At 53.3% G+C, this 22,974-nt stretch carries 26 protein-coding genes; 19 read left to right on the forward strand and 7 right to left on the reverse strand.

Features of this window, described 5'->3' with window-relative positions:
• The first annotated feature begins 10 nt into the window (after positions 1 to 10).
• The 19 genes from pduC to N0B36_RS07640 all read left to right on the forward strand — a co-directional run bounded on the left by pduC (position 11) and on the right by N0B36_RS07640 (position 15,659).
• Positions 11 to 1,675: a propanediol dehydratase large subunit PduC gene (gene pduC, locus N0B36_RS07550; protein ID WP_047499019.1), complete on the forward strand. Its 1,665-nt coding sequence runs from the start codon at positions 11 to 13 to the stop codon at positions 1,673 to 1,675.
• A gap of 10 nt (positions 1,676 to 1,685) precedes the next feature.
• Positions 1,686 to 2,360, forward strand: coding sequence for a propanediol dehydratase medium subunit PduD (gene pduD, locus N0B36_RS07555; RefSeq protein ID WP_003844241.1), 675 nt, complete (start codon positions 1,686 to 1,688; stop codon positions 2,358 to 2,360).
• Between the two features lie 14 nt (positions 2,361 to 2,374).
• Positions 2,375 to 2,893 carry a propanediol dehydratase small subunit PduE gene (gene pduE / locus N0B36_RS07560; RefSeq protein WP_259686547.1) on the forward strand — a complete coding sequence of 173 codons (519 nt, stop codon included), beginning with the start codon at positions 2,375 to 2,377 and terminating at the stop codon, positions 2,891 to 2,893.
• Positions 2,894 to 2,908: 15 nt separating this feature from the next.
• Positions 2,909 to 4,741, forward strand: coding sequence for a diol dehydratase reactivase subunit alpha (locus N0B36_RS07565; protein ID WP_259686555.1), 1,833 nt, complete (start codon positions 2,909 to 2,911; stop codon positions 4,739 to 4,741).
• Entirely contained in the window at positions 4,731 to 5,081 is a 351-nt protein-coding gene (locus tag N0B36_RS07570; protein WP_259686557.1) for a glycerol dehydratase reactivase beta/small subunit family protein, read from the forward strand. The genes N0B36_RS07565 and N0B36_RS07570 overlap by 11 nt, the downstream gene beginning before the upstream one ends.
• A gap of 19 nt (positions 5,082 to 5,100) precedes the next feature.
• Positions 5,101 to 5,376, forward strand: coding sequence for a propanediol utilization microcompartment protein PduJ (pduJ, locus tag N0B36_RS07575; protein WP_001057752.1), 276 nt, complete (start codon positions 5,101 to 5,103; stop codon positions 5,374 to 5,376).
• A gap of 24 nt (positions 5,377 to 5,400) precedes the next feature.
• The gene (locus N0B36_RS07580; RefSeq protein ID WP_259686847.1) at positions 5,401 to 5,865 is read left to right on the forward strand and encodes a BMC domain-containing protein; all 465 of its coding nucleotides are present in this window, start codon (positions 5,401 to 5,403) and stop codon (positions 5,863 to 5,865) included.
• Positions 5,865 to 6,497, forward strand: a complete 633-nt coding sequence (locus tag N0B36_RS07585) for a phosphate propanoyltransferase (protein WP_259686849.1) — start codon at positions 5,865 to 5,867, stop codon at positions 6,495 to 6,497. The genes N0B36_RS07580 and N0B36_RS07585 overlap by 1 nt, the downstream gene beginning before the upstream one ends.
• Positions 6,494 to 6,985 carry a microcompartment protein PduM gene (pduM, locus tag N0B36_RS07590; RefSeq protein WP_049040282.1) on the forward strand — a complete coding sequence of 164 codons (492 nt, stop codon included), beginning with the start codon at positions 6,494 to 6,496 and terminating at the stop codon, positions 6,983 to 6,985. Before N0B36_RS07585 ends, pduM begins: the two co-directional genes overlap by 4 nt.
• A gap of 3 nt (positions 6,986 to 6,988) precedes the next feature.
• Positions 6,989 to 7,264, forward strand: a complete 276-nt coding sequence (locus tag N0B36_RS07595) for a EutN/CcmL family microcompartment protein (RefSeq protein WP_003030211.1) — start codon at positions 6,989 to 6,991, stop codon at positions 7,262 to 7,264.
• Between the two features lie 8 nt (positions 7,265 to 7,272).
• Complete coding sequence (gene pduO, locus N0B36_RS07600; RefSeq protein WP_141875387.1) at positions 7,273 to 8,280, forward strand: two-domain cob(I)yrinic acid a,c-diamide adenosyltransferase PduO; 1,008 nt, start codon at positions 7,273 to 7,275, stop codon at positions 8,278 to 8,280.
• A complete protein-coding gene (pduP, locus tag N0B36_RS07605; RefSeq protein WP_047415486.1) occupies positions 8,277 to 9,662 on the forward strand; it encodes a CoA-acylating propionaldehyde dehydrogenase PduP in 1,386 nt (461 codons plus the stop codon). Before pduO ends, pduP begins: the two co-directional genes overlap by 4 nt.
• Positions 9,663 to 9,672: 10 nt before the next feature.
• Positions 9,673 to 10,785, forward strand: a complete 1,113-nt coding sequence (locus N0B36_RS07610; protein WP_047499010.1) for a 1-propanol dehydrogenase PduQ — start codon at positions 9,673 to 9,675, stop codon at positions 10,783 to 10,785.
• Complete coding sequence (gene pduS, locus N0B36_RS07615) at positions 10,782 to 12,137, forward strand: cobalamin reductase PduS (protein ID WP_259686897.1); 1,356 nt, start codon at positions 10,782 to 10,784, stop codon at positions 12,135 to 12,137. The genes N0B36_RS07610 and pduS overlap by 4 nt, the downstream gene beginning before the upstream one ends.
• A gap of 2 nt (positions 12,138 to 12,139) precedes the next feature.
• Entirely contained in the window at positions 12,140 to 12,694 is a 555-nt protein-coding gene (pduT, locus tag N0B36_RS07620; RefSeq protein ID WP_003030201.1) for a propanediol utilization microcompartment protein PduT, read from the forward strand.
• Positions 12,694 to 13,044, forward strand: coding sequence for a propanediol utilization microcompartment protein PduU (gene pduU, locus N0B36_RS07625; RefSeq protein WP_016156881.1), 351 nt, complete (start codon positions 12,694 to 12,696; stop codon positions 13,042 to 13,044). The genes pduT and pduU overlap by 1 nt, the downstream gene beginning before the upstream one ends.
• 4 nt (positions 13,045 to 13,048) lie before the next feature.
• Positions 13,049 to 13,501, forward strand: coding sequence for a propanediol utilization protein PduV (gene pduV / locus N0B36_RS07630; RefSeq protein WP_049270742.1), 453 nt, complete (start codon positions 13,049 to 13,051; stop codon positions 13,499 to 13,501).
• Positions 13,486 to 14,700, forward strand: a complete 1,215-nt coding sequence (locus N0B36_RS07635) for an acetate/propionate family kinase (RefSeq protein WP_103766457.1) — start codon at positions 13,486 to 13,488, stop codon at positions 14,698 to 14,700. The genes pduV and N0B36_RS07635 overlap by 16 nt, the downstream gene beginning before the upstream one ends.
• Before the next feature lie 92 nt (positions 14,701 to 14,792).
• Positions 14,793 to 15,659 (forward strand): L-threonine kinase, encoded by an 867-nt coding sequence (locus tag N0B36_RS07640; RefSeq protein ID WP_181221588.1) that lies wholly within the window; start codon positions 14,793 to 14,795, stop codon positions 15,657 to 15,659.
• Positions 15,660 to 15,699: 40 nt separating this feature from the next.
• Here the strand turns inward: N0B36_RS07640 and N0B36_RS07645 are convergent, their stop codons facing one another.
• The 7 genes from N0B36_RS07645 to phsA all read right to left on the reverse strand — a co-directional run bounded on the left by N0B36_RS07645 (position 15,700) and on the right by phsA (position 22,951).
• Complete coding sequence (locus N0B36_RS07645) at positions 15,700 to 16,035, reverse strand: DUF496 family protein (protein WP_003834176.1); 336 nt, start codon at positions 16,033 to 16,035, stop codon at positions 15,700 to 15,702.
• A 238-nt stretch (positions 16,036 to 16,273) separates the two neighbouring features.
• Entirely contained in the window at positions 16,274 to 17,332 is a 1,059-nt protein-coding gene (locus N0B36_RS07650; RefSeq protein WP_016156885.1) for an FUSC family protein, read from the reverse strand.
• 86 nt (positions 17,333 to 17,418) lie between these two features.
• Entirely contained in the window at positions 17,419 to 17,886 is a 468-nt protein-coding gene (sbmC, locus tag N0B36_RS07655) for a DNA gyrase inhibitor SbmC (protein ID WP_259686949.1), read from the reverse strand.
• Positions 17,887 to 18,009: 123 nt separating this feature from the next.
• Positions 18,010 to 19,182 carry a serine-type D-Ala-D-Ala carboxypeptidase DacD gene (gene dacD / locus N0B36_RS07660; RefSeq protein WP_032931656.1) on the reverse strand — a complete coding sequence of 391 codons (1,173 nt, stop codon included), beginning with the start codon at positions 19,180 to 19,182 and terminating at the stop codon, positions 18,010 to 18,012.
• A 138-nt stretch (positions 19,183 to 19,320) separates the two neighbouring features.
• On the reverse strand, positions 19,321 to 20,088 hold the full coding sequence (gene phsC, locus N0B36_RS07665) for a thiosulfate reductase cytochrome B subunit (RefSeq protein WP_032319018.1): 768 nt from the start codon (positions 20,086 to 20,088) through the stop codon (positions 19,321 to 19,323).
• Positions 20,085 to 20,663, reverse strand: a complete 579-nt coding sequence (phsB, locus tag N0B36_RS07670; protein ID WP_016153548.1) for a thiosulfate reductase electron transport protein PhsB — start codon at positions 20,661 to 20,663, stop codon at positions 20,085 to 20,087. The genes phsC and phsB overlap by 4 nt, the downstream gene beginning before the upstream one ends.
• 14 nt (positions 20,664 to 20,677) lie before the next feature.
• The gene (gene phsA, locus N0B36_RS07675; RefSeq protein ID WP_047498996.1) at positions 20,678 to 22,951 is read right to left on the reverse strand and encodes a thiosulfate reductase PhsA; all 2,274 of its coding nucleotides are present in this window, start codon (positions 22,949 to 22,951) and stop codon (positions 20,678 to 20,680) included.
• Between the last annotated feature and the right edge of the window lie 23 nt (positions 22,952 to 22,974).

Below are 22,974 nucleotides of genomic sequence, written 5' to 3' on the forward strand. Positions count from 1 at the left end.
AGGCTGATTCATGAGATCGAAAAGATTTGAAGCACTGGCGAAGCGCCCTGTGAATCAGGATGGCTTCGTTAAGGAGTGGATCGAAGAAGGCTTCATTGCGATGGAAAGCCCGAACGACCCTAAACCGTCGATTAAAATCGTCAACGGTACAGTCACAGAACTGGACGGCAAATCCGCCAGTGAATTTGACTTAATTGACCATTTCATTGCCCGCTATGGCATTAACCTGGCGCGCGCTGAAGAAGTCATGGCGATGGACTCAGTAAAACTTGCCAATATGCTTTGCGATCCTAACGTGAAGCGCAAAGACATTGTGCCGCTGACTACCGCAATGACCCCGGCAAAAATTGTCGAAGTGGTGTCCCATATGAACGTCGTTGAGATGATGATGGCCATGCAGAAAATGCGTGCTCGTCGTACACCGTCTCAGCAGGCACACGTCACTAACGTTAAAGATAATCCGGTGCAGATTGCCGCTGATGCGGCTGAAGGCGCCTGGCGCGGATTTGACGAACAGGAAACGACGGTTGCCGTTGCGCGTTATGCCCCCTTTAACGCCATTGCGCTGTTAGTCGGCTCACAGGTTGGGCGCCCTGGCGTATTAACCCAGTGCTCGCTGGAAGAGGCGACCGAACTTAAACTCGGTATGTTAGGCCACACCTGTTACGCGGAAACTATCTCCGTCTATGGTACTGAACCCGTCTTTACCGACGGCGATGACACGCCATGGTCGAAAGGCTTCCTCGCCTCTTCCTACGCCTCACGCGGTCTGAAAATGCGCTTTACTTCCGGCTCTGGCTCAGAAGTTCAGATGGGTTACGCCGAAGGTAAATCGATGCTTTACCTTGAAGCCCGCTGTATTTACATCACCAAAGCCGCTGGCGTACAGGGTTTACAAAATGGTTCAGTAAGCTGCATCGGCGTGCCTTCCGCTGTGCCGTCAGGCATTCGTGCGGTGTTAGCTGAAAACCTGATCTGTTCCTCCCTGGATCTGGAGTGTGCCTCCAGCAACGACCAAACCTTTACCCACTCGGATATGCGTCGTACTGCCCGCCTGCTGATGCAGTTCCTGCCGGGTACTGACTTCATCTCTTCCGGTTATTCCGCTGTACCGAACTACGACAACATGTTTGCGGGCTCGAACGAGGATGCCGAAGATTTTGACGACTACAACGTTCTCCAGCGAGACCTCAAGGTAGATGGGGGTCTGCGTCCGGTTCGTGAAGAAGACGTTATCGCCATTCGTAATAAAGCGGCACGTGCACTGCAGGCCGTCTTTGCCGGGATGGGATTACCGCCAATCACTGATGAAGAAGTGGAAGCGGCGACTTACGCCCACGGTTCGAAAGATATGCCGGAGCGAAACATCGTTGAAGATATCAAGTTTGCGCAAGAGATCATCAATAAAAACCGTAACGGTCTGGAAGTGGTGAAAGCCCTTGCTCAGGGCGGGTTTACCGATGTCGCTCAGGACATGCTCAACATCCAGAAAGCCAAGTTAACCGGGGATTATCTGCATACCTCCGCCATTATCGTTGGCGACGGACAGGTGCTATCCGCAGTAAATGACATCAATGACTATGCCGGTCCGGCAACAGGTTATCGCCTACAAGGCGAACGCTGGGAAGAGATCAAAAACATCCCTGGCGCACTTGATCCCAACGAACTTGGCTAAGGGGTGAAAAATGGAAATCAATGAAAAGCTGCTGCGCCAGATAATTGAAGACGTACTGTCTGAAATGCAAACCAGCGACAAACCCGTCTCATTCCGCGCATCGACTGCGGCTAGCGCGCCACAGGCTGCAGCGGCGCAGGGCGACAGCTTTCTGACCGAGATTGGCGAAGCCAAACAAGGCCAGCAGCAAGACGAAGTGATTATTGCCGTAGGTCCCGCGTTTGGACTGTCGCAAACCGTCAATATCGTAGGGATCCCGCATAAGAACATCTTGCGCGAAGTGATTGCGGGTATTGAAGAAGAAGGCATTAAAGCGCGCGTTATCCGCTGCTTTAAATCCTCCGATGTGGCATTTGTCGCCGTGGAAGGTAACCGTCTGAGCGGTTCCGGGATCTCTATCGGCATCCAGTCAAAAGGCACCACGGTAATCCACCAGCAGGGGTTACCGCCGCTTTCTAACCTGGAGTTGTTCCCTCAGGCACCACTTCTGACGCTGGAAACCTATCGTCAGATCGGTAAAAACGCCGCGCGTTATGCCAAGCGTGAATCTCCGCAACCGGTCCCTACTCTGAATGACCAGATGGCTCGTCCTAAGTACCAGGCGAAATCGGCCATTCTGCACATTAAAGAGACCAAATACGTCGTGACGGGCAAAAACCCGCAGGAACTGCGCGTGGCGCTTTGATAAAGGATAACTCCATGAATACCGAAGCAATTGAATCGATGGTTCGGGATGTGCTGAGCCGGATGAACAGCCTGCAAGGCGAGCCCGCGACGCCGGCCGCGGCGAGTTCATCAGCACATACCGCGAAAGTCACGGATTACCCTCTCGCGAATAAACATCCTGAGTGGGTAAAAACCGCAACCAACAAAACTCTGGATGACTTCACGCTCGAAAATGTTCTGAGCAACAAAGTGACGGCGCAGGACATGCGCATCACCCCTGAAACGCTGCGCCTTCAGGCGGAAATCGCCAAAGATGCCGGACGTGACAGACTGGCGATGAACTTCGAGCGCGCCGCTGAGCTAACCGCTGTACCTGACGATCGCATTCTTGAGATCTACAACGCACTACGCCCATACCGCTCAACGAAAGATGAGCTGATGGCCATCGCCGACGATCTCGAAAATCGTTATCAGGCAAAGATCTGTGCAGCTTTCGTTCGTGAAGCGGCAGCGCTGTACGTTGAGCGTAAAAAACTCAAAGGCGACGACTAACTCAGGGACAGGATCATGCGATATATAGCTGGCATTGACATAGGCAACTCATCAACGGAAGTCGCTCTGGCTACCCTCGATGAGTCTGGCGCACTGAGCATCACCGGCAGCGCGCTGGCAGAAACCACCGGAATTAAAGGCACATTACGTAATGTGTTTGGTATTCAGGAGGCACTTTCGCTGGCAGCAAAAAATGCCGGTATCAATGTCAGCGATATTTCGCTAATCCGTATTAACGAAGCCACCCCGGTCATTGGCGACGTAGCGATGGAAACGATAACCGAAACCATCATCACTGAATCCACCATGATCGGCCATAACCCTAAAACGCCGGGCGGCGTCGGATTAGGCGTTGGCGTCACTATTACGCCGGAAGACCTGCTCAGCCGTCCGGCGGATACGCCCTATATTCTGGTGGTTTCATCGGCCTTTGATTTCGCCGATGTCGCCACGATGATTAATGCCTCCGTCCGCGCCGGATACCAGTTTACTGGCGTTATTTTGCAGCAGGACGATGGCGTATTGGTCAGTAATCGTCTGACCCACCCCCTGCCTATCGTCGATGAAGTCCTTCATATCGACCGCATCCCGCTAGGTATGCTGGCTGCCATTGAGGTCGCAATTCCAGGAAAAGTCATTGAAACGCTTTCTAACCCTTACGGGATTGCGACCGTTTTTGGCCTCAACGCCGACGAGACTAAAAACATTGTCCCGATGGCGCGGGCGCTGATCGGCAACCGTTCTGCCGTGGTCGTGAAAACGCCATCAGGTGATGTGAAAGCACGAGCCATTCCTGCCGGAAATCTGGAGCTACAGTCGCAGGGTCGTACCGTACGGGTCGACGTTGCAGCTGGCGCTGAAGCGATTATGAAAGCGGTTGGTGAATGCCCGAAACTGGATAACGTCACCGGAGAGGCTGGCACCAATATTGGCGGCATGCTGGAGCATGTGCGCCAGACAATGGCTGAATTAACTAACAAACCCAGCCACGAAATTTTTATTCAGGACCTGCTGGCAGTCGATACCTCGGTTCCCGTCAGCGTGACCGGCGGGCTAGCCGGTGAGTTCTCGCTGGAACAAGCTGTCGGCATTGCTTCCATGGTGAAATCAGACCGCCTGCAAATGGCGATGATTGCTCAGGAAATCACGCAAAAGCTCAACATTGACGTCCAGGTTGGCGGCGCCGAAGCCGAAGCTGCCATTCTGGGGGCCTTAACCACCCCCGGCACGACGCGGCCACTGGCTATTCTGGACCTCGGAGCAGGATCGACCGATGCCTCCATCATCAACCCGAAAGGCGAAATTATTGCCACGCACCTGGCGGGTGCGGGCGATATGGTCACGATGATTATTGCCCGTGAACTGGGGCTGGAAGACCGTTATCTCGCTGAAGAGATCAAAAAGTACCCGCTGGCGAAAGTCGAGAGCTTGTTCCATCTTCGCCACGAAGATGGCAGCGTCCAGTTCTTCCCTACACCTCTCCCACCAACGGTTTTTGCCCGCGTATGCGTAGTAAAACCCGATGAACTGGTGCCACTGCCAGGCGAACTGGCGCTGGAGAAAGTCCGGGCCATTCGCCGCAGCGCTAAGGAACGCGTTTTCGTCACCAACGCACTCAGAGCGCTACGTCAGGTGAGTCCGACCGGGAACATTCGGGATATTCCTTTTGTGGTGCTGGTTGGCGGTTCATCCCTGGACTTTGAAGTTCCGCAACTGGTCACCGATGCGCTGGCACACTATCGCCTGGTTGCCGGGCGCGGCAACATTCGTGGCACCGAAGGTCCGCGCAACGCGGTCGCGACAGGGCTGATTCTCTCCTGGTACAAGGCATTCGCTCATGGAAAGTAATCTCACCACGCCAGCCATCGTTATCTTCGCCACTGCTGGATGCACTGACGTCTGGAGTGATGTGCTGCTGGGTATTGAAGAAGAAGGGATCCCCTTTGTGATTCAGGAGAGCCCGTCAACTGACGTTATCCACGACGCATGGCTGGCGGCTTGCCACTCGCCGCTGCTGGTTGGCATTGGCTGCAGTCGCGAAAAACTGGTCGTGCACTATAAAAACTTACCCACATCAGCGCCACTATTTACGCTGACGTATCAACAAGATAACCACGCCGGACGCAGCATTGGTAATAACGCTGCGCGGCTGGTTAAAGGCATTCCGTTTCGGGAATGCCACTCATAACCCACAGGAGAAAAGCAGTATGAATAACGCACTGGGACTGGTTGAAACAAAAGGGCTCGTCGGCGCTATTGAAGCCGCTGATGCCATGGTGAAATCCGCAAACGTGCAGTTGGTTGGTTACGAAAAAATCGGCTCAGGCCTTATCACCGTTATGGTTCGCGGCGATGTCGGCGCAGTGAAAGCTGCCGTAGATGCAGGAAGCGCTGCAGCAAGCGCCGTTGGCGAGGTGAAATCCTGCCACGTTATCCCACGTCCGCACAGCGACGTTGAAGCCATTTTACCTAAATCCGCATAAGTCGTTGCAACCAAGGAGCACAGCGTGAAGCAATCACTGGGATTACTTGAAGTTAGTGGTCTGGCATTAGCCATCAGTTGCGCGGACGTCATGGCGAAAGCCGCCTCCATCACGCTGGTGGGCCTCGAAAAAACCAACGGTTCAGGCTGGATGGTGATCAAGATAATCGGGGATGTGGCCTCCGTCCAGGCGGCCATTTCCACCGGTGTCAGTTTCGCTGACCAGCGAGATGGACTGGTGGCTCACAAAGTCATATCCAGACCAGGGGATGGCATTCTGTCACATAGCGTCACCCCGGAGTCTGAGCCAGCGCCCGCCCCGACACCGGTCGTACTACATGAAGAGATGACTGAGGACCATGCAGCGCCCGAAGTGCCGCAAGATGCAGAGTTGATTAGCTGCAATCTGTGTCTTGACCCTGCCTGCCCCCGTCAAAAAGGCGAGCCGCGCTCTCTTTGTCTGCACTCAGGCAAACGAGGTGAAGCGTGATGGATAAACAGCAACTGGAGACAACGGTCACCAAAGTTCTGGATGAAATGCGTGAGCGCCCTATTCCGCTAGGGATCTCTAATCGTCATATTCATCTATGCGCTGAAGATTACGACCGCTTGTTTCCCAATAACCCTATTAGTGAGAAAAAAGAGCTGCTGCAGCCCGGACAATATGCAGCAGACCAGACCGTCACGCTGGTGGGACCAAAAGGTCAGTTAAAAAATGTGCGCTTACTCGGCCCACTGCGTAGCACCAGTCAGGTCGAAATTTCTCGTACCGACGCTCGTACGTTGGGAATTGCTGCTCCACTACGGATGTCAGGCAGTATCGAGGGCACGCCAGGCGTTCGCCTTATCAGTCCATTTGCTGAACTGGACTTAGCATCCGGGGTAATCGTCGCCCAACGCCATATCCATATGTCGCCGCTCGATGCCCTAATCCTGCACGTTTCCCATGGCGATAAAGTCTCTGTTGCCATTAATGGCGATGAACGTCGACTGATTTTCGATAACGTCGCCGTACGCGTTTCGCCGGATATGCGCCTTGAGATGCATATCGATACCGACGAAGCCAATGCTGCGGGCGCTGATAATCCGCAGGCATTTGCCACACTGGTGAGCCCACGATGAACAACGAACTGCTGCAACGCATTATCGAGGAGGTTGTTTCCCGATTAAAAAAACGCGCGGAAAGCACGCTCTCGCTTAGCGTCGCGCAGTTACGGGAAATCGAACCACGGACATTGTGCTGCCAGTACTCGTCGCTCCACCTCCTGCAGGCGGACCTGCCATTGCTGGAGCAAATTGCCGAGGGCTGCGCGGACAACATGTCGGTGGTAACGATCCACGAAGCGCTGGCATGCGGAGTCCGCGTGAAAATTTCACTACAACACCGATTGTTACCCGCTATCCCCGTTAGAAAACTTGCGCGTCTGCCTCTGGAGTTCAGTGACGAGCTGGGGCGAATCATCGTTTTGCATCCTGACAAACTTCTCAGCTATGCCGACGTCGCCCAACTGAAGGGGGGCGTTCTGGTGCTACGTCGTCGATGTGTCGTGACGGCTCTGGCTCAGGACGCCGTCGGTACGCGAAATGTCCAATTAATTAAGCAGGAGTGAGCTATGCATCTGGCACGGGTTACAGGCGTTGTGGTTTCCACGCAAAAATCCCCATCACTGGTGGGGAAGAAACTGTTGCTGGTACGTCGGGTGAGTGCGGACGGAGAGCTTCCCGCGTCCCCTGTGAGCGGAGATGAAGTCGCGGTTGATTCTGTCGGCGCTGGAACTGGAGAACTGGTATTACTCAGCAGTGGCTCCAGCGCCAGACACGTTTTTTCCGGCCCTAATGAGGCCATCGATCTGGCTATCGTCGGCATTGTCGACACGCTTTCTCGTTAGGAGGAACTATGGCGATTTATACCCGCACTGGCGATGCCGGCACAACGGCCCTCTTTACCGGGCAACGCGTGAGCAAAACGCACCCGCGCGTCGAGGCTTACGGTACGCTGGACGAACTTAATGCGGCGCTTAGCCTGTGTGTATGCGCAGCGAAAAACCCGCAGCACCGCCAGTTACTCGAAAACATTCAGCTGCAGCTTTTTTGGTTCAGCGCCGAGCTGGCAAGCGAAAGCGAACAGCCAGCGCCAGAGCAGCGCTACATCAGCTCAGAAGAAATTGCCGCGCTGGAGGCCGCCATTGATACCGCGATGGGAAGAGTCCCCTCCCTACGCAGCTTTATTTTACCTGGCCGCAGCGAAGCCGCCAGCCGTCTGCACTTTGCCCGCACGCTGGCCCGCCGCGCAGAGAGGCGACTGGTCGAACTCTCCACCGAGATTTCCGTCAGACACGTGCTGATGCGTTATATCAATCGCCTGTCCGACTGCTTATATGCGCTTGCACGAGCAGAAGATCATGACGCCCATCAAAACAACATTATTCAGAAAGTGGCGGAGCGTTATCTCGCAGCCATCCGTACATCAGCTACCAGGGAGCCGGCTATGTCTCTGTCTTTTCAGGAACTCCACCAACTCACTCGCGCTGCGGTAACGAGAGCAGAAGAACTTCAGGTTCCGGTCGTCATCAGCATTGTTGATGCGAATGGGACCCAAACGGTGACCTGGCGCATGCCTGACGCATTACTCGTCAGTAGCGAACTGGCACCGAAAAAAGCCTGGACCGCCGTGGCAATGAAAACCGCCACGCATGAGCTGACATCGGCAGTGCAGCCAGGCGCCGCGCTTTACGGTCTGGAAAGCCATATGCAGGGAAAAGTCGTCACCTTCGGTGGCGGGTACGCATTATGGCGTGAGGGGTTACTCCTTGGGGGTCTTGGCATCAGCGGGGGAAGCGTTGAGCAGGATATGGACATTGCAGAAACGGCCATTGCGGCAATTAACGTGAGAACACATCAATGAACACTTCAGAACTTGAAACCCTTATTCGTAACATTTTGAGTGAGCAACTTGCACCGGCAAAAGCAGAAGTTAAGGGTAATGGAATTTTTCCGTCCGTTAGCGAAGCGATCGATGCCGCTCATCAGGCTTTTCTGCGTTATCAGCAATGTCCATTGAAAACCCGCAGCGCCATCATTAACGCCCTGCGAGAAGAACTGACGCCTCACCTTGCTTCATTGGCTGCTGAAAGCGCTGCCGAAACGGGAATGGGCAACAAAGAGGATAAGTTCCTTAAAAATAAAGCTGCGTTGGACAATACCCCGGGTATCGAAGATCTCACCACCACGGCGCTTACCGGCGACGGCGGCATGGTGTTATTCGAGTATTCACCCTTTGGGGTGATTGGTTCCGTCGCCCCCAGTACCAACCCGACGGAAACCATTATTAACAACAGCATCAGTATGCTGGCTGCGGGAAATAGCGTTTATTTTAGCCCACATCCAGGTGCAAAAGCGGTCTCACTGAAGCTGATTACCATGATTGAAGATATTGCTTTTCGCTGCTGCGGGATTCGGAATCTTGTCGTCACGGTCACAGAACCCACTTTTGAGGCTACCCAGCAGATGATGGCGCACCCTAAAATCGCAGTTCTGGCGATTACCGGTGGTCCAGGCATTGTTGCTATGGGCATGAAAAGCGGGAAAAAAGTCATTGGCGCAGGCGCAGGCAATCCTCCCTGCATTGTTGATGAAACAGCCGACCTGGTTAAGGCGGCGGAAGATATCATCAATGGCGCATCCTTTGATTACAACCTCCCCTGCATTGCTGAGAAGAGTCTGATTGTTGTTGATGCCGTTGCCGAACGACTGGTTCAACAAATGCAGTCTTTTGGCGCGATGCGACTCAATAGCGAAGAGATAGACAAACTGCGCGCAGTTTGTCTGCCAGAAGGAATAGCCAATAAACAACTGGTAGGGAAAAGCCCGGCAACCTTACTGGAAGCCGCGGGAATACCGGTTCCGGCAAAAGCTCCTCGATTACTGATAGGTATCGTCAAGGCTGACGACCCATGGGTTACCAGCGAGCAACTGATGCCAATGCTCCCCATCGTAACGGTGAGCGATTTTGACAGCGCGTTAACGTTGGCCCTGAAGGTTGAAGAGGGATTGCATCACACCGCCATTATGCATTCGCAAAATGTGTCACGTCTGAACCTTGCCGCGCGCACGCTTCAGACCTCCATTTTTGTGAAAAATGGCCCCTCTTATGCTGGGATTGGCGTTGGTGGTGAAGGCTTTACCACCTTCACCATCGCAACGCCGACCGGCGAAGGAACGACATCTGCGCGCACTTTCGCACGCTCTCGTCGTTGCGTGCTGACAAACGGTTTTTCTATTCGCTAATGGGGCCGTTATGAAAAGCTTTTCACTGCAAACTCGATTGTACAGCGGCCAGGGAAGCCTGGATGTGCTTAAGCGCTTCACGAATAAGCATATCTGGATTATCTGCGATGGTTTTCTCGCGCGTTCTCCCCTGATTGAAAAGCTGCGCGACGCGCTGCCAGCGGATAACCGCATCAGCATTTTCAGCGATATCACCCCCGATCCCACCATTAGCACGGTAGTACAAGGGATTGCGCAAATGCAGTCCCTACGACCGGACGTCGTCATTGGTTTTGGCGGTGGATCTGCACTGGACGCCGCAAAAGCCATCGTCTGGTTCAGCCGACAGTTCGGTATTGAGATTGAAACCTGCGTTGCAATTCCCACCACCAGCGGCACGGGCTCGGAGGTGACCAGCGCCTGCGTGATTAGCGATCCGGGTAAAGGCATTAAGTATCCATTATTTAATAATGCGCTTTATCCGGACATGGCCATCCTTGATCCGACGCTGGTCGTCAGCGTTCCGCCAGCCATAACCGCGAATACCGGCATGGACGTATTAACGCATGCGCTGGAGGCTTACGTATCCACGAAAGCCAGCGACTTCACTGATGCGCTGGCTGAAAAAGCGGCACAAATTGTCTTCCAGTACCTGCCTGTCGCCGTCAGCAAAGGCGACTGCCTGGCAACCAGAGGAAAAATGCACAACGCGTCAACGCTCGCGGGAATGGCATTCAGTCAGGCTGGTCTGGGTATCAATCATGCGATTGCCCATCAGTTGGGCGGCCAGTTTCATCTGCCCCACGGACTTGCCAATGCGCTGCTGCTGACCCATGTCATTCATTTTAATGCCCGCGATCCGCGGGCTGCGAAGCGCTATGCCCGTTTCGCTAAAGCCTGCCACCTATGCCCGGATAACGCGAACGATACGGCGGCACTGAATGCGCTAATTCGTCATATAGAGCTACTCAAAAAACAGTGTGCGTTACCTTCTTTTGCTGACGCGCTTAAAGACGGAAAGCAAGTCTGGTCACAACGTATACCGTCGATGGTTCAGGCCGCGCTGGCTGATGTCACGCTGCAAACCAATCCTCGTGTTGCCGACGCCAGCGCCATGCAGGAACTGCTTGAGGAATTATTATGAAGACAGCCATGACGGCAGAGTCCACGCTTTATGATGCACAGACAATTCGCGAACGCGTTCGCGCAGCGGGTGTTGTCGGGGCCGGAGGCGCAGGCTTTCCTGCTCACGTAAAATTACAGGCGCAGGTCGATACGTTTCTGGTCAATGCGGCAGAATGTGAGCCGATGCTGAAAGTTGACCAGCAATTGATGGCCGTTCAGGCTGAGCGACTTATCCGTGGCGTTCAATATGCCATGACGGCTACCGGGGCCAGGGCCGGTATTATTGCGCTCAAAGAGAAATATCAAAAGGCTATCAATGCGTTAACGCCCCTTCTGCCTGCCGGGATCCGCTTACATATTTTGCCTGATGTCTACCCGGCTGGTGACGAGGTTTTGACCATCTGGATGGCAACGGGCCGGAGAGTTCCGCCTGCCGCGCTGCCGGTCAGCGTCGGCGTGGTGGTCAATAACGTCCAGACTGTACTCAACATCGCCAGAGCCGTTGAGCAGCAATACCCGGTTACGCGTCGTACCCTGACCGTTAACGGCGCGGTCGCCAGACCAATCACTCTTACCGTCCCTATCGGAATGTCTTTACGTGAGGTTCTGGCGCTGGCCGGTGGTGCTACCGTTGACGATCCCGGTTTTATTAACGGTGGTCCGATGATGGGCGGCCTGATTACCTCACTGGATACCCCAGTCAGCAAGACCACCGGGGGACTGCTGGTTTTACCAAAGTCTCATGCGTTGATTCAGCGGCGGATGCAGGATGAACGCACCGTGCTTTCCGTCGCAAAAACCGTTTGCGAGCAGTGTCGGTTGTGTACGGATTTGTGCCCAAGACATTTGATCGGCCATGAATTATCGCCGCACCTGCTGGTTCGCGCGGTAAATTATCAGCAGGCGGCCACACCGCAGTTACTGCTCACGGCCCTGACCTGTTCAGAATGCAATGTATGTGAAAGCGTAGCCTGTCCGGTTGGGATTTCACCGATGCGAATTAACCGCATGCTTAAACGCGAGCTACGGGCGCTCAACCATCGTTATGAAGGGCCGTTAAATCCTGAGGATGAAATGGCGAAGTATCGGCTTATTCCGGTGAAGCGCCTTATTACCAAACTGGGCCTTAGCGACTGGTATCACGATGCGCCACTGGCTGAGACTGATTATCCCACGGATAAAACGACGCTGTTGCTACGCCAGCATATTGGTGCCAGCGCCATCCCATGTGTACAGCAGGGCGAACACGTTGTTCGCGGTCAATGCGTTGCCGATGTGCCGTCCGGTGCATTAGGCGCACCTGTCCACGCCAGTATTGACGGTATTGTCAGCGAAATTACTGAGCAATCCATCACGGTAATAAGAGGTTAATCATGTCTCAGGCTATAGGGATTTTAGAACTCACCAGCATTGCCAAAGGAATGGAAGCTGGCGATGCCATGTTAAAAAGCGCGAATGTGAATTTACTGGTCAGCAAGACCATCTGCCCGGGTAAATTTCTGCTCATGCTCGGTGGTGACGTAGGCGCAGTACAACAGGCGATCGCCACCGGAACTTCTCTTGCTGGCGATATGCTCGTTGATAGTCTGGTACTACCCAACATTCACGCCAGCGTACTCCCTGCGATCAGTGGACTTAACAGCGTGGATAAGCGTCAGGCCGTTGGCATTGTTGAAACATGGAGCGTTGCGGCCTGCATCTGCGCCGCCGACCGTGCGGTTAAAGCCTCCAATGTCACGCTGGTACGCGTCCATATGGCATTTGGTATCGGTGGCAAGTGCTACATGGTTGTCGCTGGCGATGTGTCTGATGTGAATAACGCAGTGACAGTTGCCAGTGAAAGTGCGGGTGAAAAAGGTCTGTTGGTTTACCGTTCGGTCATCCCTCGTCCGCATGAAAGCATGTGGCGACAGATGGTGGAGGGATAATGGAAAGACAACCCACCACGGATCGTATGATTCAGGAATATGTTCCTGGCAAGCAGGTTACGCTGGCGCATCTTATCGCTAATCCGGGTAAGGATTTGTTCAAGAAACTGGGATTACCAGAGTCGGTCTCCGCAATCGGTATTCTGACGATTACCCCCAGCGAAGCCTCAATCATCGCCTGTGATATCGCCACGAAATCCGGGGCGGTAGAGATTGGTTTTCTCGACCGTTTTACCGGCGCTGTGGTACTGACGGGCGATGTTTCCGCCGTAGAGTACGCGCTGAAACAGGTAACCCGGACGCTGGGCGAAATGATGCGTTTTACCGCCTGTCCCATCACCCGGACATAATCTCATGAAACGCATAATGCTAATTGGCCCCAGCCAGTGCGGTAAAACGTCACTCACGCAGTGCATGCGGGGAGAGGCGCTTCACTATCAGAAGACCCAGGCCATTGTCTGGTCTCCCACAACGATAGACACACCGGGTGAATATCTCGAAAACCGCTGCCTGTACAGCGCGCTGCTGGCCAGCGCCTGTGAAGCAGACATCATCGCGCTGGTTCTCAATGCTGACGCGCCGTGGTCACCTTTTTCTCCAGGTTTTACTGGCCCGATGAACCGACCCGTTATCGGCCTCGTCACCAAAGCCGATTTAGCCAGCCCGCAGCGTATTTCTCTCGTGGAGAGTTGGTTAGTTCAGGCTGGCGCGCAAAAAGTATTTGTCACCAGCGCGCTGGAGAATACCGGGGTCGATGAGATGTTCATTTTTCTGAATGCAAAGGAACCTTCATGTCTCACAAAATAATGGCCATTAATGCAGGTAGTTCCTCGCTTAAGTTTCAGCTCCTGGCGATGCCGCAGGGTGAAATGATTTGCCAGGGACTGATCGAACGTATCGGTATGTCTGATGCGCAGGTCACCCTAAAAACACCAGCGCAAAAATGGCAGGAGACTTTGCCCGTAGCCGATCACCGTGAAGCAGTAACGCTGCTACTGGAAAAACTGCTCAGTCACAATATTATCAGCAGTCTGGAAGAGATCGACGGCGTAGGCCATCGCGTCGCACACGGTGGAGAATCCTTCAAAGATTCCGCACTGGTAACCGATGAAACACTGGCGGAAATCGAACGCCTTGCGGAACTGGCACCGCTTCATAACCCGGTTAATGCGTTGGGGATTGCGATATTTCGCCAGCTACTGCCGAAAACGCCAGCCGTTGCGGTTTTTGACACGGCTTTTCATCAGACCCTTGATGAGCCTTCTTTCATCTATCCCCTGCCCTGGCGCTACTACTCAGAGCTCGGTATTCGTCGTTATGGTTTTCATGGTACCAGCCACAAGTATGTCAGCGCTCAGCTTGCTGAAAAGCTGGGCGTGCCGCTCAGTGCCCTGCGGGTTGTTTGTTGTCATCTGGGCAACGGTAGCAGCATCTGCGCTATCAAAGGCGGACACTCGGTGAATACCTCCATGGGCTTTACGCCGCAGTCTGGCGTAATGATGGGCACGCGAAGTGGCGATATTGATCCATCCATTCTGCCGTGGATTGCCCTGCGTGAAGGCAAAACCCCGCAGCAGCTCAACCAATTGCTCAACAATGAGTCCGGATTACTCGGAGTTTCTGGTGTTTCACCCGACTACCGGGATGTTGAACATGCCGCAGATACGGGCAATCACCAGGCAGCACTGGCATTGACGCTTTTTGCCGAGCGGATTCGCGCCACTATTGGCAGCTATATTATGCAGATGGGCGGTCTGGATGCGCTGGTGTTTACCGGGGGAATTGGTGAAAATTCAGCGCGTGCTCGCGCCGCGATTTGCCACAACCTGAATTTCTTAGGTCTGGCCGTTGATGAAGAAAAAAATCAGCGTAACGCCACCTTTATTCAGACGGAAAATGCGGTGGTTAAAGTGGCGGTGATTAATACCAATGAAGAGCTGATGATAGCCCAGGACGTTATGCGTTTAGCGATATCAGAAACTGTGACATTGGGCATTCCCGCCTGATATTGCCGCACCGCAAATTGCGGCAAATCATGGTAATAGCGCGATCGCCATGACACTATGCGCCGAGGATTGCTGAACACAAAGGTGAAGACGTGGCTGTTGCGCAATGTCCCGCATCGTGCGGAGAACTTATCCAGGGCTGGATTCTGGGCAGTGAGAAACTGGTCTCCTGCCCAGTCGAATGGTATAGCACCGTTGAGGTCACTTCAGGCTCACCGCTGACAGATGAACGTCCGCTTTCTCGGGCAATGGTTGACAGGTTATTACAGCACTGGCAGTACCCGGCGCATCTCAGTCAGGATATCCGGATAGATGTTCAGTCAACCATTCCCATCGCGAAAGGAATGGCCAGCAGCACTGCGGATATTGCCGCCACGGCCATCGCCGCGGCGCATTATCTGGGGCATCAACTGGACGAGCCAACACTGGCACAGCTTTGTGTTTCGCTGGAGCCGACCGACAGCACCGTTTTTCGTAAGCTTACTCTTTTCGATCATAACAACGCCTCCACGCAAATTGGTTGTGAAGCTCAGCCTCAACTCGATCTGCTGGTTCTCGAAAGCCCTGAAACATTGCGTACCGCGGATTATCACCGTATTCCACGTCAGTCCGGCTTGCAGGCGGGAGCTGCGGCCCTCCAACGGGCATGGGAAAAAGTACAGGAAGCCTGTATTAGTCAAAATCCTTACCGGTTGGGAGAAGCGGCTACGCTTAGCGCTATCGCCAGCCAATTGCTGTTACCAAAGCCGGATTTTGATTCACTATTAGCACTGGTGGAAGAATGTGATTTATACGGCGTCAACGTCGCGCACAGCGGCAGCGTAGTCGGACTGATGCTGGACAGAAATCGTCATGATGTGGATTACATTAAATGGATGCTGACGCAGAAAAAACTTACGATTCACTGGCCAGAACAGCATTTGTTACGCATGGTGACGGGCGGGGTCGAACTGCAATAAGGGTCGCCGCACGGCAGCGACCCGGACAAGCATAAAATCGTTACTCGGCTTTCGCTTCGCCGTTTTTCACTTCGCCCATGGCTTTCAGCTTTTTAGAGATATCGCGGCGTTCTTTAGAGATCTCGGCGTTTTTGATGATGTAGTCATCAACACGATCTTCATAATCGCTTTTCATGCTGGCAATGATGCCCTGAATCGCTTCCACGCTCATACCAGGCTTGATGTAGTCGCTCAGGTTGTCCAACAGCAGAACGCGTTTCTGGTTGTCACGGATCTTTTTCTCAACGTCCTGGATTTCACGTTGCAGTTTGTTTTTACGACGGAACAGACGAACAAATTCCAGCACGTCCTGAAAAGAAGGCTTGGTAGTTTCCATTTTTACACCCCTGATAATGTGAGATTCGGATTCGTTAAAACAACGGCTAAAGTGGGTCAACATTACTTTCATGCCCGCCATACTTCAAGTTGCATCTGCATCGACAATGCATGGTTGAAACCTGAGTTATCGAGGGTAAAGCCATTGCAGTTACCAATGGTTTTAGCCTTTTTCAGTATCATACCTCTAATCTTTGCTGAATCGAAGCAGCAGTAGAACCAATCCCCTCATCTGCTCTTTATTTGCGCAGTGCGCGACAGATTAAATGTGACAGTAACTCCAGCTGTCGAGCCATCTCCATGTTCAACCAAACGTAGCCGTGAATGGGCGTTTCTGCGACATTATCGCCTTTATGCTCAGCAATAAGCTGACGCAGCTCTGCCACGGTGTCATTGAGCTTTTCCGTATTGGCAAGCACCGGCTGCGGATTACCTTCATACAAGGCGTGGGTTATTGTCAGTAGTGCCTGCTGGGTCCTGAGCTGAGTTTCACGCAGCGTATGCGCATTCAACATGACAAAGTGGCTGGTACGGCTGGCCCACAGCGCATTAATTTGCAGCTCGAGCATGCAGACCAGATTGCGATTCACCGTCTGAATAGCCTCAAAGATCGACTTTTGAATGCGGGTTTCCTTGCTGGCAGGAGCGATGAGCCCACGCATTTTGACAACGTCGCTCAACAGTTGTTGTAAATGCTTCTCCAGCCGCGGTTGCTCGAGCAGATTGGGGGATAGCGCGGCCTGATACACCCGATTGTACCCCGTGACGCAATGCGCCAGTTGGATACGCCAGTGTATAAATGCTCGCTGCGGCCAGATGCCGGTAAACAGCATCGCCAGTAACGACCCCAGAATAACATCACCACCGCGCCATAACGCGGTATTCATATCTCCGGCAGGCGCACCCACGACCACGGCAAGCGTTATGCCAATCAGTAGCGCCTGATACGGCCTTTTCCCCAGCGCCAGCCAGCCGCAGAGAAACATCGCTACCGCGCACCATATCAGCATTAACGGCAGCGAGAAGAGTTCCAGACGCAGGGCAACCAGTCCCAGGACCGAGCCCAGGATCGTGCCACCTATACGTTCAAAGGCCCTGGGAACAACGTTACCCCAAAAAGATATTGGCCCCATGATCACCACCAGCGTGATCAGAGGCCATGTACCTTCGGGAATGTTTAACAGGCGCACCAACAGAAAAGTAAGGAGAAACGCCAGCGCAATGCGAATACCATGCACCACACGATAATGACGATACAAACGAATTTCAAAAGGACTCAGCGATTTGTCTGCACGCACTCATGCACTCCGTCAGGGAATAGCAAAGAAGCGAATTGTACCTGTTTTTAGCGTGAAAAGATCATCCTGATTTACACCCCAAACAGTTACTTCGTCTGCACTGGCACGTACATTTCAATGTCCCAGTAACCGTCCTCCATGCCATTGTTCATATAAACTTCAAAGCAGGGTTTAGCGGCTATGGTATAAGTTGTATCCTGCAACAGGCGATCGAGGAACTGATACCAAGGCGTCGCAAAATCGTGATTCTCAACGCGCGCAACGGCGACAGCATAGTCGCCACCCGCCAGTTCGGTGAGGATCACCCCTTCGCTGTTTTCCGGGATTTCAAAACCTTCAGGCACAGAAACCACGGTATCACAGCGCAGTTTTTCCGCAGGAACAACATCAGGGTTGTCGTAATAAACAGCAATCCATTCCAACGGCACAATCTGTTTACCGTCGACCCACTTCATTAATTGCTCAAACCCCTGCTTCACCGTTTGTTCCCACGGTCCAACCATATGGAAACCGGCAATCATGCGTTTTTCGACCAGCTTTATCTCGTACTCCATACAACCTCCACTGTTACACTGTATTTATATACAGTGTAATTTCAGGCTATGTCGGCCACAAGGAAATAGTGATTATTATGTGAGCAGATTCGCACTCTTGCCAGTCAGACGCATCAGGAAAAACTACGCCTTGTGGTGGAAATAGTCGCTCAGGCGCGAGAAAACGCCGCCTTCGCCGACGGATTCCAGCGTAACCAGAGGCCAATGTGCCACCAGTTTATCCCGATCGTAGAGTTCAATTTCCCCCACACGTTGATGCGCAGCGATGGGAGCAACCAGCTCTTTCTTATCAAGGACATATTTTGCTTTGATGTTAGGGACTTCTGCTTTAGGCAGGGCCATCCAGAAATCCTGCTCGGTTCCGAGGCTGATTTTTTCTTTATCGCCATACCAGATGCGTTCAGTGCCAACCTGCTTACCACTACGCAAAACCTGCACTGTATCGAAGTTGTGTTGCCCCCATTGCAGCAGTTTACGCGCCTGATCTTCGCGCCCTTTCGCACTCTCCGCGCCCATCACCACCGCAATCAGGCGGCGCTGACCATCGACGGCGGAAGCAATCAGGTTAAACCCGGCACCGGACGTATGCCCTGTCTTCAGGCCATCTACGTTCATGGTTTTATCCCACAACAAACCGTTACGGTTTTGCTGTGTGATGCCGTTCCAGGTAAGGCTTTTCTCACTGTACATATGGTAGAAATCCGGTTCCCCGTGGATGATAGCGCGGGACAGCACGGCCAGGTCGTACGCCGAGCTATGCTGACCCGGCGCATCCAGACCATGTACCGTTTCAAAATGGGTGTCCTGCAGGTTCAGTTTTTGCGCATAGTTGTTCATCATCGCGACAAACTGCGGCTGCCCTCCGGCGATGTAATCCGCCAGTGCCACGCAGGCATCATTACCGGAATCAACAATTAACCCACGGCTGAGGTCACGTACCGAAACGCGATCCCCTTCTTTCAGGAACATCAAGGATGAACCGACAAATACCGGATTATCTTTTGCCCATGCATCGCGCCCGACGGTCACAATATCTGTCGGACTAATACGCTTGCTGTCAATTGCGCGATCGACAACATAGCCAGTCATCAGTTTCGTCAGGCTGGCAGGATTGCGCTGCTGGTGTTCATTACCGGCTGTCAGGATTTGGCCCGTGGTGTAATCCATTAACACCCATGCCCCGGCAGTAATCGCAGGAGGTTGTGGGGCGAAGCTCACGGCATCGCTCGCCCAGGCGGGCGAAAAACTCATCGTTAATAGTGAAGCGGCAATAAACAAACGGCGTTTCAACAGCATGTCCTCAGGAAAGGGAGAAATAGCCGTTCTTTTTACGGAAGTTCTGTCGAAGAAACATGGATAAATTGCAAGAAAATGTGACATAAGGCACATTTTCTTGCTATCAGGAAAGGGTTTCAGAGACAAATCTCGCCGGAACTACCCTTTACGCGGCGCGGTCTCTGCGTGATGACTGCGATGGCGGTGATAACCATCGATCATACTGCGAAAAATTTGCCCTGGCGTGTCACCCAGCGTGCACAGGTAAATATGCGCGCAGATGAACAGTAAGCCCACAATCGCTAACGCCATATGCAGCACCAGCATCACCGGCCCCGCCCCTACCACCTGCGGGTAGAGACATAGCAACCCGGTGATGATCAGTAGTGGAACCAGTGCGTACATGATGGCCAGGTAGGCCAGCTGTTGCAGCGGGTTAAATTTATCCTCTGCCGTTGCGGCAAACGGGTGCGGCTCACCTTTCATAATGCCATACAGATAAAAGCGTGTTTGCAGCAAGCAGCGTGATATCAACCCGCTAAATTTCACGCGATAATGGCAGCCGTTGCCGCTGGTTGCGTTTATTAACACAAAGCCAATCCAGAAGGCCAGCAATGCGAAGCCACACCAGGTATGTACCTGCACCATTAAGGCCACCGGTCCGACAGAAAAGTGGCCAAACAGGCCGCTCAGCAGAAGCAGGATAAAGAGCAGCGCATTACCCCAGTGCCAGCGGCGGACCGCCAGCGAATAGAGGTAGTCCCGATGCTCTTCCCCGGTTGCCGTTTTGGGCGCCAGCATCCGACGTAACAGCGCGTGCGTTACCAGGCCCGCAATCATCAGCACAATAATAACGCCTGCATAAATGAGCCACAGCGGCCAGTAGTCCGGCGCATAGTTAAGCTCTGCTCCCCAGATAGAATTCATACATTACCCTCCTGATGGATCTCTTTACGCCGATAGACACTTACCGGGCCGCTACGCGTATCCTGCTGGCGATAAACCTCTTTTTGATTAATCCAGTGCTGAATTTCAGGGTCATCGCGACGACCAAATTTCAGCGCATCCGTCGGACAAACGGAAACGCAGGCTGGCGATTGTCCGACCTCCAGGCGAGTATCAGCGCAGAAGTTACATTTGTCGGCAATCCCCGTTTGTGGGTTGAGGTAGCGGACATGGAACGGGCAAGCGGCAACACAGTAGTCACAACCAATACAGCGAGACTTATCCACTTGCACAATGCCATTTTCGTCACGAAATGAAGCGCCAGTAGGACAGACGCTGACGCACGGCGCATCTTCACAATGCTGACAGGAAACGCGAACAAACTGGAAGTGGGACAGCACTTCGGGTTCATGTTCGGGTGAACGGATCTGCACTTGTAGGCGACTAAATCCCTCCGGCACGTCATTCAGTACCTTGCAGGCAACCGTACACGCCTGACAGCCAATACAGCGTTTCTCGTCATGCAGCATGACATAAGGGTTTGTTGATTGATTCATGATGTTCTCCTTTCTCATGCCCGACGAAGCGTGACGCCAGCGGTGTGCACCACCGTACCGGAAACCGGACTGGTAACATGCGGAAGCAAATTACCGCAGTGAATACCGTGCGTCGTCGCCGCGGTTTTAGCTCCCGCCTTGGCGCCAAATCCCATATAAACGAACAGCGTATCGGGTCGTATTCCGGCAGTAACCAGCGCTTTGCCTTTTTCCTTACCGGTCGCATTTTCCAGCCAAATCTCATCGCCGTTTTTGATGCCTTTTTCACGGGCCGTTTGCGGGTGGATCCACACCGCGTTATCCCACATCAGCTCACTCAGCAGTGGTACATATTGCGTCGCGCCGTTGGTATGCACCGCCACTTTTCCCTGAATAAAATAGAGTTCATTGTCGCCTTTGAGGGCAAAATTGCGGGCGCGCGGAATACCGTAGCCAGGCAAAAGAGCTTCCAGCTCTTCAGAGTAGAGTTCAATTTTTCCAGACGGGGATTTAAAGCGCAGTTGCTCGCCATAGGTACCGTCGCCATCAACCGCCACTGCGCCCGGATAACGCGCCACAAACTGACGCACTGCTTCAGGTTCCCGCAGCAGCAGCGGAACACCCCACTCCCGATATCCTTTCTGACGCAGTTCAGCGGAAAGCGCATGATCGCCATTAAGCTGGTACAGCTGCCGTGTCTGCATATCCTGCCAGGGGTAGAACTGCCCAAGGCCTAACTGCACGGCCAGTTCTTTCCAGATTTGCCAGCTCGGACGCGCATCCCCAATCGGCTCTACAACCTGCTGGCGCAGGGCATAGGCCGGATTCAGGCCCGACATGTCAGAGACTTCTTCATCGCGTTCAAGGTAGGTGCATTCGGGTAACAGATAATCGGCATATGCCGCGCTTTCGCTTAAATAGACATCGCAACTGACCACCAGATCGAGTTGTTCGACGGTTTTGACCAGATCAGGCCGACAGGTCACGGTTTGGAAAGGATTGTGGCGGGACATGATCCATCCCTTCACCGGATAGGGTGTCTGGTTTAACACGGCATCGATGATACTTTGCACCACGCCGCCGCCCGCCGCGATGTACTTGAATTGTGGGGCAACCAAATCGATGCGCTGCGCCGTTGGCTTGGGCAATTTGGCATCAGGTTTTGCCAGCACCGGAGCGACCTTCTCTCCGGCCAGCTTATTGTAGGTCGCCGCGGCTTTTTTCTGGTACAAGCCCCCTTCACGCTCAATATTTCCCAGCAGCGCATTGAGGGTGAAAATCATACGCCGCATATCAATTTCTTCTTGCGAAAACGTCGCGCGATGGCCAGGGCTGACGATAGCATGAGGCGCACAGGCGGCCATTTCGCGGGTGACCCGAACAATAACATCAGCAGGCACATCAGCTTGATTTTGCGCCCATTCCGGCGTGGTCTCTTGTACCGCTTCGGCCAGTTGGTCAAACCCTGTGGTGTAGCGCGCAACGAAGTCCGCGTCATACAGATGTTCATTAATCATGACGTGACACATGGCCATTAACACCGGCAAGTCGCCGCCCGGCTTGAGCGCATGCCATTCATCCGCCTTGCTGGAGAAAACTGACAAACGGGGATCGAAGCTGACCATTTTTGCGCCCTTTTCCTGCGCGGTCATCAGTTCATGCGTTTCGGCAACCTCAATACCTTCATAGAGATTGTGGCCAAAAGAGACCATATAACGGGTATTGGCGATATCCATAGCCAAATCGCCGCCCATCATCACTTTGGCGGCAATCGATTTTCCGGCAGGGCATGTCGACGCATGCGTAAAGGTGTTTGGCGATCCAAACGCCGTTGCCAGCTGAAATAAATGACCCGAAAGCGAACCGGATTTGGAAGAGAATACGACCCCCTGAGGACCATGCTGCGCTTTTATTGCCGTCATTTTTTCGGCAATTTCTTTGTAAGCCTGTTCCCAACTAATAACCTGCCATTCTCCGCTGCCGCGAGGCCCTGTGCGTTTCATGGGTTTGACAATACGGTGCGGGTCGTTGACCAGGCTAACACCACTGCCTCCGCGCGCGCAGACACGCGTGCCTTGTTGAGGCGCATTAGGGTTCCCCTGAATAAAAACCGTCTTGTTATTAATTACCTGTGCCTGTATTGGACAACGATAAGAACACATTTCGCACAAGCTTGGCGTCAGAGATGTTTTCCCCTTAATGCTCTCTGGAGAATTTCGCGCCAGTGCGCCTGGCGGAAAACTGCCTATCGCACAGGCTGAGCAACCGATACCCACTCCTCGCAAAAAATTACGCCGACTAATGCTCATATAACCTCCTGTTATTAGATATA

Origin of the sequence: Citrobacter sp. XY323 (genome assembly GCF_025106035.1) — a bacterium.
In the GTDB taxonomy this organism is placed as follows: domain Bacteria; phylum Pseudomonadota; class Gammaproteobacteria; order Enterobacterales; family Enterobacteriaceae; genus Citrobacter; species Citrobacter braakii.